Raw genomic sequence first — 14,721 nt, forward strand, 5'->3', positions numbered from 1 at the left:
GTCGCCACGTGCAGACACTCATCCAGGTCATCGAGACATCATGGACCGGCGCCTCGCGCGGCGCGCCGGGCTCCGTCGCGCGTAGCGCCGTGCCGGAGCGCGTGACGGTGCCCGACTGCGCGCTGGACGATGCGCTGCTGCTGCACCTGGTGGTCTTCGACGAGGGCCGGCAATTCGCCGCCGGGGATGCGCTGCCGCTGCTGCGCTTCGCCCAGCAGCACGAGGAACGCTTTCCGCTGGCGGTGCGGGCGGACGGCGCGGGCGCGCAGGTCGACTACTTCGGTTACCAAGCGCAGCGCCGCCCGAGGAAAGCCGTTTCCAGCCTGCTGCTGGAGCCGAACAACTGGGTGCGCATCGTGGCCAATTGCCGGGTGGCGCAGGAAGCGGCCTGGGTGTACCGCAAGCTCGTCTTCAACATCGTGCACGGCCCCGCGTACCGGGCCAATGAGCTTATGGCGAGCAAGGCGCCGCTGGCGCGCATCGATCACCAGCAGCACCTGTGGTGACCTCGCGCAGCATGTAGATCGTGTCGTGGAACTGGCCCCCCACGCACAGCGCGCGCGGCTCCTGGCCGAACACGCAAAATCCCATCGAGGCGTACAGCGCCAGCGCGGGAGCGTTGCCGGCGGTGATGGTCAGCGTCACCTGGCGCAGGCCGGGCATGGCGTCGGCAAAGGCCAGCGCGTGCGCCAGCAGCTGGCGTCCGACGCCCTGCTTGCGCCAGGCCGGTGCCACCACCATGCCGCCCACGAAGGCCTTGTGATGCAGCTTGTACCCACTTTCGCGTCCCACGCCGACCACGCCGACCAGCGCATCGCCATCGAAGGCGCCGAAGCGGTAGCGTCCGGAGTCCGGCGCCATGTGGGCTTCGATGGCCGGCAGCGGCGTGCCGCACTCGTCCTCGTAGCTGGCGCTGAAGGCGGCCGGGCTTTCGCGCAGGGCTGCCAGGCGCAGCGCCTGGTAGGCGGGTGCATCGGCGGGAACGAGGCGGCGAATCTGCATGGGCGGCTCAATCGGTGAAGCGGGATGGCGATGATAACCCGTTTGCCGCCTGCGCCATGGCGCTCGCCCTGTCAGGCAGCGCGGCGCCGCTGCCGGCGCGCGCACACGCCGAGCAGCGCCAGCCCGGCCAGCAGCATGGCGTAGGTCTGCGGCTCGGGGATCGGCAGCAGGGCATTCGAGATGACGGTGGCGTGGTTGGTCATCCTGAAATAGCCCTGCAAGCCGATTGCGCCGGTGCGCAGTTCGCCGTAGAAGCGCTCCGCGCGGGCGCCATCCTCCACGCCGGCAGTCCAGTTGAAGGCGGTGTAATCGACCAGGCCGGACGGCGTCCAGGGGAACAATCCCTGCATGCGCATGCCGGCCAGCGCCTGGACCGGTCCGCCGCTGTCGTGCGCGGCAAGGGAGACATCTCCCGAGAACGCAAGCCCTGTCGATGGCGTGAGCGTGAAATTGAAGCGGTATTCGTTTTCTCCGCCGAAGCGCTGGTAACCGGCGCCGGCGGGGGCGCTGAACTGCGCCATGGCCTGCATGAAGTCGACGCCGCTGGTGGTGGAGGCCGAGCCGAATGCCCTGCCGGAGGCGGTGGTCCCGAGCGTGCCGATGCTCTGGAATTCGTTCATCGCGCTGTTGCCGTACATGCTGTGCGAGAGGCGGGTGAAGCCGCTGATCGGCGTCAGCGCGATCGAGGGCGTGATGCCGTCCGCCAGGTCGAGATCGACCAGGCGGTAGCTGAAGCTTGTGATGGCGGCGCTGGCCGAGGCGCTTTGCGCATGGGCCGGCAGCGCGCACAGGGCGGCGGCGGCCAGTGCCAGGCTGCATACATGGCTAAGGTGGTGCGGCATGACGATCCTTCCGGGGCAGGGGCCGTCGCCCACTGGACAGCCATCAGTCGAACGTACATCGTAGCAAAACGATACCACCTCGCACCGGCGCGCGCCATGCCGCTTTGCCGGCCGGAGCATATTCATGAAATAACTGTCGCTTCATCGCATACCATAGCGTCCGCAGCGAACCGCGCCGGGGGCCGGTTCCGGTTGACTTCTTTTTCAGGCCTATGATTCCTTCCAAGCGCATCACCACCGTCCTCATGCTGCTCGTCTTCGGCGCGAGCTGGATCAATCCGCCGTGGCCGGTGGAACAGGCGCTGCACAGCTCGCTCACGGTGGCCGGCTTCGCGCTGCTGTGGAAGTGGTCGGCGCGCTGGGGCATCACGGACCGCGATTTCCTGTTCATTGCGGTATTCCTGTCGGTGCATTCGGTGGCCGCGCGCTGGCTGTATTCCAACCTGCCCTACGATGCGTGGGGACAGGCGCTGTTCCACGTGTCCATCGACCGGACCTTCGGCTGGACCCGCAACCACACCGACCGGCTGGTGCACTTCCTGTACGGGCTGTGCTTCACGCCGGCGGCGCTCTCCTGGCTGGTGACGCGGCGCGGCCTGTCGCGGCGGCTCGGCCTGGCCATTGCCGTGACGGCCGTGATGGTGACCAGCCTCTGGTACGAATGGTTCGAGTTCGCCATTGCGCTGAGCCTGTCCGCGAACGATGCCGAGGCCTACAACGGGCAGCAGGGCGATATGTGGGATGCGCACAAAGACATGCTGCTGGCGACCGTGGGCAGCCTGCTGTGGGCCTGGCCGTCGCTGCGCGGCCGCCAGGGGCGGTAAACCGCCATCTGTTCTCGTGGCGCAACGCGCGTGCGCGTCGGATGAAGCGGGCAGCGTATGATGTTAGCTATCCACAACAAGACCTTTACCGGAGACGCCATGGCACGTCAGGAAGTGACCTACGAGGAGGTTGTCGCGGCAGCGATCAGCTTGCAGGAAGACGGCACCCGCCCCAGTATCGACGCGGTGCGCACGGCGCTCGGCACCGGTTCCCCCAACGTCATCCACCAGCACCTGATCGAATGGCGCGCCAGCGAGGCCACGCCGCCAGCGCCGCCCTCGGCGGAGATTCCGGCGGCGGTCGCGACCGTACTGGGCAACTGGGCTCAGCAGTTTGCGCACGAGGCCGGCGCGGGCGTGCGCGACGCGCTGGCGCAGGCCGGGAGCGACATGGCGGACCTGCTGGCGTCGAGCAAGCAGCTCGAAGCGGAGCGCGACGACCTGCGCGGGCAATTGACCGGCATGACCATCGCGCGCGACCAGGCGCTGGCCACGGTGGCCGAGCGCGACGAGGATATCCAGCGCCTGACGGTGGAGCTGCGCAATGCGCGCCTGGTGGCCACCGAAGCCCTGGTGGGCAAGGCAAAGGATCAGCTGGCCATCGAAGGCAAGAACGAACAACTGCTGGACTTGCGCGCGCAGATCGAGCGCAATGTGGCGTCGCAGGCGGCGGTGTCGGACGCGCGCCTGGCGGCCGAGATGGAGCTGATCGGGGCGGTGACGGCGCGCGACAACTTCGAGACCGAAATCAAGGAGTTGCGCGCGCGGCTGGACGCCTCGAACGCCGAGCGCAGCGCCTTGCGCGCCGAGGTGGAAGTGATGCGCGCGCGGCAGTAGGAGCGGCTCTCGGCCTCAGGTGCGGTTGATGGAGACCCCGCCGTCGACGAGCAGGCTGGTTCCGGTCGTGAAGCTCGACGCGTCGGACGCCAGGTAGAGCGCCGAGCGCGCGATTTCCGACGGCTGCGCCAGGCGCTTGAGGACGTTCAGGCCTTCGACGAAGGCGCGCGCTTCGGGGGTATTGGCGCAGGCGCGCCCCATCGGGGTGTCGGTGCCTCCCGGCAGGAGCGCATTGGCGCGGATGCCGTGGGCGCCGTACTCGACGGCGATGACCTGCATCAGGCCGATCAATCCGGCCTTGCTCGCCGCGTAGGCGCCCATGCCCGGAAAGCCCACCGTGTGGCCGACGAAGCTCGATGTGAAAATCAGCGAGCCGCCGCCGCGCGCGATCATGGCCGGAATCTGATATCTGGCGCACAGGAAAGCGCTGCGCAGGTTGGTGGCCAGGATGGCGTCCCAGGCGGCCACGGAGAGCTCGGCGAGCGCCGTGCTCTCGCCGGTCATGCCGGCGTTGTTGAAGGCGATATCGAGCCCGCCAAAGGTGCCGGTGGCGACCTCCACCAGCGCGCGGGCGCTGTCTTCGTCGCCGATGTCGCCGGGGACGGCGACCGCTTCGCCGCCGCCGGCTTCGATCTCGGCGACCAGCGCCTGCAACGCGGCCTGGCGGCGCGCGCCGAGCACCACCTTCGCGCCTTCGCGCGCAAACAATTTTGCTGTTTCGTAGCCGATGCCGGAACTGGCGCCGGTCACGATGGCCACTTTTCCCGTTAATGCGTTCATGTGCCGATTCCTGTGCTGGTTGTGATAGGCGTTCCAGCATAGGCAAGGCGGGGGCGCCGATCCATCCGTTTCTTGCTCTCGTGCGCGCACGGGATTGCTTACGGCCGCGCGGCTCATTCCAGCGCCAGCGGTGGCGGCGCCGATGCGGCGGGCCCTGGCGCGCCGCAGACCGGCTCGATCGACAGGCCGTCGCGCAGGAAGGAGTGCAAGAGTTTGAAGGAGGCGGTATCGGTGCTCGCGCCATGCACGAGGTAGTACAGCTGCGGCATCGGCGCCGTGGTCCAGTACTTGTCGTCGGGAATGCCGGCGCCGCTGACATCCTGGATCTCGCTGGCGATGAACGGGTATTTCAGGAGCCGCGTCAGGGTATTGATCAGGGCGGTGCGCTGGACCGTCGCATACACCCGGATATCTTCCTGCATCCCCAGCAGATGGGTACCGAGGATCAGGCCGTTGAAGACCAGGATGCGCTCGCGGTTGCTCAGGCTGGCGCACACTGCCAGCGAGCACAGCTCGGCGACCTTGCCGGCATCGACCTCGCACTGCCCTTCCCAATGGCGCTGGCGAAAATAGGTTTCGCTCGGCAGCAGGGTATCGGCGGTGCGCCGCTTGATGTTGAGGTTGCCCAGGACTTCGTCGTGGTCGCAGATCAGCACCGCGAAATCGTAATCGTCGCCCATGCTCTCGGGCGCGGTCGCCCACGCTGCCGCGTAGGCACGGCGTACCAGCGTGCGCCCGCTCCAGAACAGGCGCTCGCTGCTGCGCACCAGCCTGAGCGAAAATTTTCTCATGGTCCCTCCCGGTGAACGCCTGCGGCGCCCGTGTTCAAGCCTGGGCGCATGCCTTGAGCGTGAAGCCCTTGTACATGGCATGGACGACGTTCATGTTGTCGATGACTTCCTTGCACTCCTGCTCGCCGCTCACCAGGCGCTCGAACAGTTGCAGCTTGTCGGGCGAATGGCCCTGGGCGTGTTTTTCTGGTGCGTTCGATGGGGACATTGTTTTACCCTGGTAAGCATGAAAAAACGACGCGCCCGATGCCGCCGCCGAGCGGGCCGGGACGTTCTGATGTTGCCGTCGTTCAATACTATGCGGTGGGGAAATACGAGTCAACAATACCGGGACGAGGTTTGATGCGTGTTAAACGCGTGTTGGCAGGACGGTCATGCCGGCGCAGGCCACAGGGCCACAGAGCAACCGGGGGGCGGCGGCCGGCCGCCAGCTCAGGGCCAGGTCAGCGAAAACAATCCTTCGCGGGCCGAGCCGATCAGCACCTCGCGCGAGCCGGGCAGGTACAGCAGGCGCCGGCTCGACGGTGGAATGCCGGCGCGCTCGTCGAGCGTGGCCACATGCTGGCGTTGCGCGTCGAGCAGGACCACTTGTCCGCCCGAAAACAGGATCACCCAGCGGCCGGCATCGTCGATCACCAGGTCGACCGGATGCCCCAGCGCGCGGGCCGGCGCGGGCGCGATCGCGAACAGCACCGGCACCATGCGCTCGCCGTCCCAGCGCTGCACGCTGGCGCCCACCGCGCCGATCAGATTGCGCGCGCTGTTGCGAAACACCGCTTCGACCCGGTCGGCCGACAGGCGGCGCGGTTTTCCCGCCGCGCCCGCTTCGATGATGCCGAGACGGGTGCCGGCCCAGACCCGGCCGTCGGGCCAGGCCAGCAGGCGGCCGCTCGGCTGCGCCTGGCGGTCGGGCAGCGCCACGAAGCGATGCCTGCCATCGTCCCCCAGGAAGTGCAGGCCGGCGGCGGCGCCGCCGAACGGCGTGCTGCCGGTGGCGATCCACATGCCGCCGCCGGCGACCGCAACGTCGAGCGGCTGCGCGCCGGCGTCGAGCGGCAGCGCTTGCGCTTGTCCCTGGCGCAGGCGCAGCACGCCCTGCGACAGCTGCACGGCCAGCACCTGGTCCGGCCCGGCATAGGCGGCCGGGCCGTAGACGGCGTCCGGCAGCTCGATGCCGGCGCGCCACTGGCGTGCCACCTTCCAGCCCTGCGCGCCGCGCGCCAGCTCCAGCGGGCCGGCCGTGGGCGAGGCGAGCAGCACCAGCGCACCGCTGGCCTGGTAGTCCACCGGCAAGGCGTCGACCGGCACGTCGCGTCCGGGTGCGGGGGTCAGGGCCAGCGGCGTGCCGTCCGGGCCCAGCTGCCAGACGGCGGCATCGGTGGCCACCAGCAGGCCCAGGCGAGCGTCACGCAGCAGGGCGGTGGCGTTGCTCACGCGCGCGTCGGCCGACAGCGCCCTGAGCCCGGCGCAACCCAGCGCATGCACGCCGGCGCCGGAGCGCGCCACGACCAGGTCCGGGCCCGAATACACCAGTCCGGTCACCTGCTCGCTGAAACTGGCGCGCGAGCAATGCGGGCTGAGCCGGCCATCCTCGTCCAGGCTCATCACGACGTGGCGGCGCGAGGCGGGATCGGCCGAGGCCTGGGTCACCATCACCAGCGTGGTGGAGCGCCCGTCCGGCGCGCGGGCGATGGCGGCCACGCCCACTGTGGCGGCGGGCGCGCCGTCGGCCAGGCGCCAGCCGCGCAGCTGGTCGCCGCACTGGCGCGCGTACCAGGGCTGGTGCGCCGCGCCGTCGACCCGCATGCCGGCCAGGTGAAAGCAACCGTCGCCGCGGTCGACCGTGCCGGCCGTCGCCACCAGCGCGCCGCCCAGGCCCGGGTCCCAGGCTTGCACGCGGTTGCCGTCCCAGTGCCACAGCGAGGTGCCGGCCTGGCCCTCGGCGTCCGGATCGACCTGGGTCAGCTGGAAGATCAGCTCACTGCCGCGGGTGGCCGCCAGCACCAGGTCGGCCGCCATGGCGTGCCCATCCATGCCGGGCGGCGCGATGGCCCTGGCGCCGCCCTGGCGCGGATCGAGCAGGACCAGCCCGCCCTGGGTGCCGGCGGCCAGGCGGCCGTCGGGCAGGGCCGCCAGCTCCTGCACCACGGCCGAGGGCAAGCCCTGGCCGAGGTCGAAGCGCATGCTGCGCTTGCCGCCGTCGAAGCCGATCAGGCCGCCGCCCCGGCTGGCCACCCACAGGCGGCCGTCGACCACGCTCATGGCGGCGCCGGCCAGCGGCGGATCGAGCACCCGGCGCGCCGCCGGCAAGGCGGCGGCGACGGCGTGCCCACATGCGGCGGCGGCGAGCAGGGCGGCGGCCAGGCGCCCGCTGCGCTTGGACAGGGCGCGCATCAGTAGTCCGATCCTCCCGTATTGGTGATCACGGCGTAGGGCGGCGGCACGGTCCACAGGCCGGCGCCGGGCGAGGTCGAGACGCGCTCGTTGGCGTCCAGCGCGTCGCGCGTGCGGGTGCGGTAGTACACGCGCGTCAGATGCCCGCCGCTTTGCAGCACGGTCCACTGGGCCGCCGTCGGGGTCCAGGTGCCGGAGCATTCCGGCGAGGCCGGCGTGCCGGTGTTGAGGTCGACGTTGATCCAGCCGCTGTTGACGGTCGAGGCCGGCGAGAAAGCCTGGTCGGTCGACGCTTCGACGATGAACTTGGCATTGCAGATCGCGGTGCCGCTGACCGGACGGGCGCTGGTGCCGGTAAAGCGGAAGCGCGGTCCGGTCCAGACCTGGAAGGTCGGCGCCGCGCCGCCCAGCTTGAGGAAGTCCGTTTCGCGGTGCGTGATGCCGTCCACCACCAGATCGTCGGCGAGGTCGTTGTCGTTCATGTCGATCACGGCATCGCCGCCGTTTTCGCCGCTGGGGCAGATGGCCGCGTCCGAGGTGCCGGGGTCGTTGTCGATGCAGGCCGAAGGCATGGCGAACACGCCGCCCTTGGCGAAGCCGGCCAGCACCTTGTTGGTGGTGTGGTTGCCGTTGTGGGCAAAGGCCGGTGGACCGCCGGGCAAGCCGGAGGTGGCCCATTGTTCGACCATTTCGAGCTGGAGGTCGCGCAGCAGATTATAGATGCCGCGGTCGCCGCCGCCCACCGGTCCCGACAGGCCGGCGTTCTTGAGCGCGCGCGTGAAGCGCACGAAATACTGCGGATGGCCGGACGGCCGGCACTTGCTGCGCATGCCCTCGCGCACCTGCCACAGGATGGCCGAGCCGATCTGCATGTCGGCGTACGCGCCGCTGGCCAGGTCGCGGTGTTCCGGGAAATGGTCGCCCGGGGTGGCCGGGTTGAACGGCGTCGTCACTTCGTGCAGGCGCGGCAAGCCGCCGCCCTCGTGGTGGCCGCGGCTGCCCTGGCAGTTGTTGCTGGCGTTGACGCCGCCCAGGTTCTTGGCGGTCCAGCCGGCGGTGCAGTTGGTGTTGTCGAAATGGTCGGCCCAGGCGTCGGCCAGGTCGTGCATCAAGCCCATGCCGACCGGAATCGGGCATGGGCCCATTCCGCACCAGTTGCTGGGGCGGCCGTCGGTGAAGCGCTGCACGGCGTTATGCGCCAGCTCGTGGCCGACGATGGTGTTGTCGTGGGCGAAGTTCATGTAGTTGGGCGCGTTCGCCGTGCCATTCGAAAAATTCGGGCAGGCGGCGTCGAAATAGCCCTGGCAGGCGCCGAAGTCCATGCTGGACCAGGCGTTGCAGCCGGCCGAGACCGACTCGAGGCGCGGATTCCAGGGATTGGTCGGGAAGGGCGTGAAGATTCCGTGCGAGATGGATTGCTTCCAGTTCAGATGGAACACGCCGAAATAATTCACCTGCTGGAAGGTCGGATTGCCGCCGCTGGCGCAGATGCCGGTGGCGCCGTTGTTGATCGGCGCCTGGTTGAAGTTGGCCAGGGTGGCGCTGCTGCCGCCGAGGGTGCTCGAGACCGACACGTCCTGGGCGTCGAAGCCGTCGGCCTGGTGGTCGACGCGCGAGACCACGCCGGCCAGCTTGAGCGTGTACTGGCCGCCGACGGCGGGGTCGACCGCGAAGCTGCGCACCTGGGTGGCGCCGGTGCCGGGATCGCGCCGCCAGACGGTGCCGGTGGCGGTGACGTCGGAGACGAGCGGGCGCATCTTGAGGATGGCGCCGGTGGCGGCGTCGGACCAGACCCGGAACGGTACCGGCCGGCCGAAGCTGACGCCCTCGATCACCATGCGCCAGGCGTGGCGCAGCAGGACGCCGCCGGCGGCGTCGTTACCATACGGCAGCAACACCAGGGAAGGACCATCGCTGACGCGGCGGCCGTCGACGCTGTCGATGCCCCTGACGGCTTTCAGGGCGGCATAGGCGCGCACGTCGGCGCCTTCGGCGCTCTGCGGACGGGCGTTGCCGACCGAATAGCGGTTGATCAGCGAACCGCGCACGCTGGTGATGCCCTGGCCTTCCCAGCGCGAGGCCAGCAGCAGGGTGTGTTCGATCGGCACCCCGCCTTCGACCTGCATGAAGGGATACGTGATTTCCTGGCGTTCGATGTCGGCCTTGAACTGGGCGTAGGTCAGGCCGCGCGCGATCAGCAGGTTGCGCTCGACATCGTCGGTCGGGGCGCGCTTGCCGAGAAAGGCGTCGACCATGTCCAGGGTACGTGGACGGGTGGCTTTTTCGTTGCCCTGGTATTCGGTGGCGAGCAGCTCGGCGACGCCGCTCAGCTGCGGGCGCACCTGGGGCAGGCCGGCTTCGGGAACCTTGCCGAAGCGGCGCAGGCCGCCTTCGAACTTCAGCGCGGCCAGCAGCGGCGCGATCACTTTATCGGCCACTTCGGTCGACGATTGGGTGTCGGCCAGGGTGGGCGGGATGCGCATGAAAATGTGGCCCATGTCCTGGCTCGGCAAGGACACCTGCGCACCCTTGGGCAAGGCGCGCAGGTCGATTGCCGGTGCGCGCCCGGGCTTGATCTCGGGCGGATCGATGGAGGGGAACACGATTTCCGACGGGCCGGGACCGTCGACGCGGCGCGGGTCGGTCTGGGCGGCGGCGAGGGTGGCGACACTGAAGATCAGCAGGGAAATGGCACCGCGCACAGGGCGCGGTTGAAAGCGGGGCGGGAGCGGGCGTAGAGAGTCCATGTTGCATCCTTCCAGGGAACATCGAACAAGTGACTCACTGAGTATAGATGGCGTATTTACAGACAATCTCACGCATTGTCACTGTGGTGAAAATGGTAAAAAGACATTACGTCCCGGGCGCATGCTTGTTGAGAAGAGAGCAGGTTTTTCTTACCCGGGAGACAGGTTTGGCATTAAGCTATTGTTCTTATGCAGCTTGAACCATGCAGTTGCTCCGCTTTTTCACCATCTAATTTCCTATGAAACTCAACTGGCAACGCAGCACAACCATGTCGGCATGTGTGCTGATCCTGATTTCTTCCCTCAACACGGCAAGCGCCTGCACGCAAAACAATCACATCCGCCCTGCCGAAATGATCGCGGATGAGGTCCATGAGCTCATGAAGGGAAAAAACTACAAAAAACTGGATGCGTTGTACGCGGCATATTCGAAGAAAACCACATCCGATAACGTGTCTGCGCTATCGCCCTTTTTCAGCGGTATCGCGCAATCGTTCAACGTGGCTTGCAGCAAGCAGGCACGCTCGAACGAGGAGTGGCTGGCCCATCAGGCTTCATTATCGGCCTGGCTTGAATCGTCGCCTGGATCGATGGCTGCCAGGCTGGCGTTGGCACTTTTTGATATCGAGTATGCCTGGTACGGACGCGGGTCCGGCTACGCCTCGACAGTCGACGCCGCATCGATGAAACTGTTCAAGCAGCGGATGGAATCGGCGAAACGACAGCTTGATGCTTTGGCCGGTCCCGGCAAAGATATTCCAGCTTGGTACCAAGGAATGCTGAGTGTTGGCCTGGCCCAGGGATGGACGCACGAAAAATTCGATGCCCTCTACGACAAGGCGGCCAGGATCGATCCGTATTACCTCGATATTCACTACACCAACGTCGCATTCCACGCCGCGAAGTGGTACGGGTCCGACGGAGAGGAACTCAGTGCAATTGACCGCGCCGCACGGCTGACCAAGGGGCGGCTCGGGGAAGCCATGTACACCCGGCTTCACTCGACCAAAGCGCAATCGCCGGAGATGTTCGAGACAGGCGGGGCCAACTGGAAACGAATGAAGGCAGGCTTCGAGGATTATCTCCGCATCCACTCCGAAAGCAGAACACGAAACAATTACGCTTTCTACGCCTGCATGGCGCGCGACAAACCCACCCTCAGGCAGCAACTGGCTTTGTTGGGAAGGGATCTGGATCCGAAAAAATGGAATAACGATCTCCAGTACGCCTATTGCACCACGTATGCCAAGTCAAGCGGACTCCACGAAAAACCGAAGTGCTTTACGCGTAGCGATACCGGTGCTCATTTTTGCGAGTAAACGCATGGATTCCAGCGTCGATATACCGAAGCGCGCATAGCGGCAAGCCGGCGATGGCAGCGGCTTATCCGCCCGTGGCCGGCTGCTGGATGAAGTCGATAAAAGCGCGCAATGGCGCGGGCTGCTGGCGCCGGCCCGCGTAGTACAGGAACGGGCCGGGAAAACGCAGCCACCACGCCGGCAGCACCGGCTGCAGCTGGCCCGACGCCATATACGGCGCGAGCCAGTCTTCGAACAGATACACCAGTCCGTGTCCTTCCACGGCGGCGTGCACCATCAGGTCGGCCACGGTGGGCGTGGCGATCAGCGGACCGGCGGGATCGACGGTGAGGCTCTGCCCGTCGCGCTCGAACTCCCATGGATACACCAGCCCGCTGAGGAACTTGCCGCGCAGGCAGGCATGCTGCAGCAGGTCGCGCGGGTGCTGCGGCACGCCGCGCCGCGCCAGGTAGGCGGGCGCGGCAGCCAGGGCGAAACGTTCGGTACGCGGCCCGATCGGCAGCGCGATCATGTCCTGCTCCAGGCGCTCGCCGTAACGGATGCCGGCGTCGCAGCCGCTGGCGACCAGGTCGACAAAATTGTTATCGACCACAATGTCGAGCACGATGTCCGGATACATGGCCATGAAGCGCACCAGCAGCGGCTGCAGGAAGTGGCGCGCCGCGCTGACCGGCACATTCAGGCGCAAGGTGCCGCGCGGGCTGTCGCGCAGCTCGTTGAGGACGTCGAGCGCGCCTGCAACCTGCAGCAGCGCCGGTTGCAGGCGGCTCAGCAGCAGCGCGCCGGCCCCGGTCGGCGCCACGCTGCGGGTGGTGCGCTCCAGCAAGCGGATGCCGAGTTGCGTTTCGAGGCGCCGGACCGCCTGGCTCAGGGCCGAAGCCGACTGCCCGCTGGCGCGCGCGGCCTGGCGGAATCCGCGGTGCTGGGCGACCAGCGCGAAGGTCGATAAATCCGCCATGGAATGGAGTTCAGTGCTCATCGGTGCCATCCTTATTGTGCGCAATTGTGTACAGCCCGTACGCGATTAGCCCGATTATCACATGCACCGATCATCGCTAGACTGTGTGCATGCGACTTGCGATGGGCAGGCCGCACATTCCTCCCAACCCCAGCAAAGGATATCTGTGAACACTTACTCGCCTTCCCAAGACCAGTTTACGCCGGCCCATTGCGACCGGACGTTCAATCGCATCGGTTACGGCGCCATGCAGCTTGCCGGGCCGCATGTGTGGGGGCCGCCGACAGACCGCGCCGCCGCCGTCGCGGTGCTGCGCGCGGCGCTGGACGCGGGCGTCAACCATATCGACACGTCGGACTTTTACGGCCCGCATGCGACCAACCAGATCATCCGGGAGGCGCTGCATCCGTACACGGACGAGCTGACCATCGTGACCAAGATCGGCTTCCTGCGCGGTGCCGACCAGTCGTGGATCCCGGCGGCTTCGCCGCAGCAATTGCGCGATGCCGTGCACAGCAATCTGAGCAATCTCGGACTGGACGCGCTCGACGTCGTCAATTTCCGCGCACCGGGGCTCGATGGCGCGGATGGATCGCCGATCGGCGAGGCGCTGGCGGTGCTGGCGGTGCTGAAAAAGGAAGGGCTGGTGCGGCATATTGGCCTCAGTAACGTCGACGCGCAGCAGGTGGCCGAAGCGCAGCGGATCACGAACATCGTGTGCGTCCAGAACCATTACAACCTGGTGCATCGGGGCGACGACGCCCTGATCGATACGCTCGCCGCGCAGGGCATCGCCTACGTGCCGTTTTTCCCGCTGGGCGGATTCTCGCCGCTGCAATCGGGCGCCTTGAACGAGGTGGCGGCGGCGATGGATGCCAGGCCGATGCAGGTGGCGCTGGCCTGGCTGCTGCAGCGCGCACCCAACATGCTGGTGATCCCGGGCACCTCGTCGGTGGCGCACCTGCGCGAGAACGTGGCGGCGGGCGCGCTGCGGCTCGATGCGGCGGCGTTACAGGCGCTGAACGCCATGTGAGGGCCGGCTACGCCGCTGCCGGGGACTGCGCGAACGCGCGGTAGTAGGCGATCTTGTCCTGCAGCGCTGCGGCGGACTGGCGCATCGCTTCGATCTCTGCAAGAACATCGCTCAAGTGTTCTTCCAGCATCTGGCGGCGCTCCGGCACCGTCGCGTCCCCCGCGCTGCGCAGTCGCGCGAACGCCTGCATTTTACCGATTGGCATGCGAGTCGTTCGCAAGCGCAGCAGGAATTCGATCCAGGCCATGTCCGATGCGGCGTAGCGCCGTTGGCCGCCGGCCGCCCGCCCGACCGGGGCGAGCAAGCCGATCCGCTCGTAGTAGCGCAGCGTGTATGCCGTCAAGCCGGTGCGCCTGGACGCTTCGTCGATGCTCAGATGGGATTCCATTTGCGTAGTCCTGACAAGGTGGGTGCGTTCCAAGCCAGTGACTATATGGGCAACGGCGCGCAGGCACAAGCGCCTGGCTATCCGGCCGGCGTCCTGCGCTGCGCGGGGTCGCTGAAAGCGGGCCCGACGCGGCGCTTCTCGAACACCTCTTTCGCGGCGGCGATGCCGTTCAGGGCACTCGGAAAACCCGCGTAGACGGCCATCTGGGTGATCACCTGGATAATCTCATCCGGCTTGCAACCGACATTCAAGGCGCCCTCGATGTGGACCTTCAGCTGCGGCTGCGCATTACCGAGCGCCGTCAGCGCCGAAATCGTGGCAAGTTCCCTGGTACACAGTGGCAAGCCGGGATTGGAGAACACATCGCCATAGGCGAAATCGACAATCCAGTCGCCGAGTTCCGGCGAAATGCGCTTGAGCGAGTCGATCACCTCCCGGCCCTGGGCTCCGGTGGTCTTCAACAGGGTTTCCTCGCCACGCTGCCTTCTGCTGTCGGGCTCCGCCGACCATGCCGGCGTGCCGGATATTGCCGCCGCCACGATCAATCCCATCGTCATCGCCACTCTGTTCGTCGTCATCAAGATGTCCTTCGCCGTTGTTGTGCGCAAATCGCGTCACCGATGCAGGCACGGATGTGCCGTGCAAGGACAGGCTAAGGCTTAGAGTGCGCTCCAAGTCAAGCAGCCAGGAAGATTCAGGAATCGTATGGCCGCATCGGGCGTGGGCGCTGGAGGAGGACGCCGACTGCTGGTGCATATCGAACGAATATGCGGACGAAAAAAAACCCCGCGGCGCAAAGGCCAACG

15 protein-coding genes are annotated in these 14,721 nt (G+C 67.1%); 5 read left to right on the forward strand and 10 right to left on the reverse strand.

Annotated features, from left to right (window positions below; all coding sequences use genetic code 11):
- Positions 1–8: 8 nt before the first annotated feature.
- Positions 9–506 (forward strand): hypothetical protein, encoded by a 498-nt coding sequence (locus EJB06_RS15665; protein ID WP_126074954.1) that lies wholly within the window; start codon positions 9–11, stop codon positions 504–506.
- Here EJB06_RS15665 and EJB06_RS15670 read toward each other — a convergent pair.
- Positions 451–1,002 carry a GNAT family N-acetyltransferase gene (locus EJB06_RS15670; RefSeq protein WP_126074955.1) on the reverse strand — a complete coding sequence of 184 codons (552 nt, stop codon included), beginning with the start codon at positions 1,000–1,002 and terminating at the stop codon, positions 451–453. The genes EJB06_RS15665 and EJB06_RS15670 overlap by 56 nt on opposite strands.
- Positions 1,003–1,073: 71 nt before the next feature.
- The gene (locus EJB06_RS15675; protein WP_164557931.1) at positions 1,074–1,844 is read right to left on the reverse strand and encodes a PEP-CTERM sorting domain-containing protein; all 771 of its coding nucleotides are present in this window, start codon (positions 1,842–1,844) and stop codon (positions 1,074–1,076) included.
- 212 nt (positions 1,845–2,056) lie between these two features.
- On the opposite strand from EJB06_RS15675, the gene EJB06_RS15680 reads away from it, so the two are divergent.
- Together EJB06_RS15680 and EJB06_RS15685 are read left to right on the forward strand one after the other, a co-directional pair.
- Positions 2,057–2,668, forward strand: a complete 612-nt coding sequence (locus tag EJB06_RS15680) for a DUF2238 domain-containing protein (protein WP_126074957.1) — start codon at positions 2,057–2,059, stop codon at positions 2,666–2,668.
- Between the two features lie 99 nt (positions 2,669–2,767).
- Positions 2,768–3,505 (forward strand): DNA-binding protein, encoded by a 738-nt coding sequence (locus EJB06_RS15685; RefSeq protein ID WP_126074958.1) that lies wholly within the window; start codon positions 2,768–2,770, stop codon positions 3,503–3,505.
- A gap of 15 nt (positions 3,506–3,520) precedes the next feature.
- On the opposite strand, the gene EJB06_RS15690 is transcribed toward EJB06_RS15685, so the two are convergent.
- From EJB06_RS15690 to EJB06_RS15705, 5 genes are all read right to left on the reverse strand, one after another.
- Positions 3,521–4,285 (reverse strand): SDR family oxidoreductase, encoded by a 765-nt coding sequence (locus EJB06_RS15690; protein ID WP_126074959.1) that lies wholly within the window; start codon positions 4,283–4,285, stop codon positions 3,521–3,523.
- Between the two features lie 113 nt (positions 4,286–4,398).
- The gene (locus tag EJB06_RS15695) at positions 4,399–5,076 is read right to left on the reverse strand and encodes a hypothetical protein (protein ID WP_126074960.1); all 678 of its coding nucleotides are present in this window, start codon (positions 5,074–5,076) and stop codon (positions 4,399–4,401) included.
- Between the two features lie 34 nt (positions 5,077–5,110).
- On the reverse strand, positions 5,111–5,284 hold the full coding sequence (locus EJB06_RS31905; RefSeq protein WP_164557932.1) for a hypothetical protein: 174 nt from the start codon (positions 5,282–5,284) through the stop codon (positions 5,111–5,113).
- A 224-nt stretch (positions 5,285–5,508) separates the two neighbouring features.
- A complete protein-coding gene (locus EJB06_RS15700) occupies positions 5,509–7,470 on the reverse strand; it encodes a hypothetical protein (RefSeq protein ID WP_126074961.1) in 1,962 nt (653 codons plus the stop codon).
- The gene (locus EJB06_RS15705) at positions 7,470–10,217 is read right to left on the reverse strand and encodes a hypothetical protein (RefSeq protein WP_126074962.1); all 2,748 of its coding nucleotides are present in this window, start codon (positions 10,215–10,217) and stop codon (positions 7,470–7,472) included. The genes EJB06_RS15700 and EJB06_RS15705 overlap by 1 nt, the downstream gene beginning before the upstream one ends.
- Positions 10,218–10,456: 239 nt before the next feature.
- Here EJB06_RS15705 and EJB06_RS15710 point away from each other — a divergent pair, with 239 nt between their 5' ends.
- Positions 10,457–11,536, forward strand: a complete 1,080-nt coding sequence (locus EJB06_RS15710; RefSeq protein ID WP_126074963.1) for a DUF4034 domain-containing protein — start codon at positions 10,457–10,459, stop codon at positions 11,534–11,536.
- A 64-nt stretch (positions 11,537–11,600) separates the two neighbouring features.
- Here EJB06_RS15710 and EJB06_RS15715 read toward each other — a convergent pair whose 3' ends face one another.
- The gene (locus EJB06_RS15715) at positions 11,601–12,515 is read right to left on the reverse strand and encodes a LysR family transcriptional regulator (protein ID WP_126074964.1); all 915 of its coding nucleotides are present in this window, start codon (positions 12,513–12,515) and stop codon (positions 11,601–11,603) included.
- Between the two features lie 145 nt (positions 12,516–12,660).
- Between EJB06_RS15715 and EJB06_RS15720 the strand changes: the two genes are divergently transcribed.
- Positions 12,661–13,527 (forward strand): oxidoreductase, encoded by an 867-nt coding sequence (locus tag EJB06_RS15720; protein ID WP_267876904.1) that lies wholly within the window; start codon positions 12,661–12,663, stop codon positions 13,525–13,527.
- Between the two features lie 7 nt (positions 13,528–13,534).
- On the opposite strand, the gene EJB06_RS15725 is transcribed toward EJB06_RS15720, so the two are convergent.
- Together EJB06_RS15725 and EJB06_RS15730 are read right to left on the reverse strand one after the other, a co-directional pair.
- On the reverse strand, positions 13,535–13,915 hold the full coding sequence (locus tag EJB06_RS15725) for a MerR family transcriptional regulator (protein ID WP_126074966.1): 381 nt from the start codon (positions 13,913–13,915) through the stop codon (positions 13,535–13,537).
- Positions 13,916–13,992: 77 nt separating this feature from the next.
- Positions 13,993–14,493 (reverse strand): carboxymuconolactone decarboxylase family protein, encoded by a 501-nt coding sequence (locus EJB06_RS15730; RefSeq protein WP_229427109.1) that lies wholly within the window; start codon positions 14,491–14,493, stop codon positions 13,993–13,995.
- Positions 14,494–14,721 lie beyond the last annotated feature (228 nt).

It is taken from the genome of Massilia atriviolacea (genome assembly GCF_003953935.1).
Lineage (GTDB): Bacteria > Pseudomonadota > Gammaproteobacteria > Burkholderiales > Burkholderiaceae_D > Telluria_A > Telluria_A atriviolacea.

What these genes read in the sequence shown, in the direction of transcription:
- EJB06_RS15670 (WP_126074955.1), bottom strand. Translation starts at nt 1,002, where the DNA reads ATGCAGATTCGCCGCCTCGTTCCCGCCGATGCACCCGCCTACCAGGCG.
- EJB06_RS15675 (WP_164557931.1), bottom strand. Translation starts at nt 1,844, where the DNA reads ATGCCGCACCACCTTAGCCATGTATGCAGCCTGGCACTGGCCGCCGCC.
- EJB06_RS15680 (WP_126074957.1), top strand. Translation starts at nt 2,057, where the DNA reads ATGATTCCTTCCAAGCGCATCACCACCGTCCTCATGCTGCTCGTCTTC.
- EJB06_RS15685 (WP_126074958.1), top strand. Translation starts at nt 2,768, where the DNA reads ATGGCACGTCAGGAAGTGACCTACGAGGAGGTTGTCGCGGCAGCGATC.
- EJB06_RS15690 (WP_126074959.1), bottom strand. Translation starts at nt 4,285, where the DNA reads ATGAACGCATTAACGGGAAAAGTGGCCATCGTGACCGGCGCCAGTTCC.
- EJB06_RS15695 (WP_126074960.1), bottom strand. Translation starts at nt 5,076, where the DNA reads ATGAGAAAATTTTCGCTCAGGCTGGTGCGCAGCAGCGAGCGCCTGTTC.
- EJB06_RS31905 (WP_164557932.1), bottom strand. Translation starts at nt 5,284, where the DNA reads ATGTCCCCATCGAACGCACCAGAAAAACACGCCCAGGGCCATTCGCCC.
- EJB06_RS15700 (WP_126074961.1), bottom strand. Translation starts at nt 7,470, where the DNA reads ATGCGCGCCCTGTCCAAGCGCAGCGGGCGCCTGGCCGCCGCCCTGCTC.
- EJB06_RS15705 (WP_126074962.1), bottom strand. Translation starts at nt 10,217, where the DNA reads ATGGACTCTCTACGCCCGCTCCCGCCCCGCTTTCAACCGCGCCCTGTG.
- EJB06_RS15710 (WP_126074963.1), top strand. Translation starts at nt 10,457, where the DNA reads ATGAAACTCAACTGGCAACGCAGCACAACCATGTCGGCATGTGTGCTG.
- EJB06_RS15715 (WP_126074964.1), bottom strand. Translation starts at nt 12,515, where the DNA reads ATGAGCACTGAACTCCATTCCATGGCGGATTTATCGACCTTCGCGCTG.
- EJB06_RS15725 (WP_126074966.1), bottom strand. Translation starts at nt 13,915, where the DNA reads ATGGAATCCCATCTGAGCATCGACGAAGCGTCCAGGCGCACCGGCTTG.
- EJB06_RS15730 (WP_229427109.1), bottom strand. Translation starts at nt 14,493, where the DNA reads ATGACGACGAACAGAGTGGCGATGACGATGGGATTGATCGTGGCGGCG.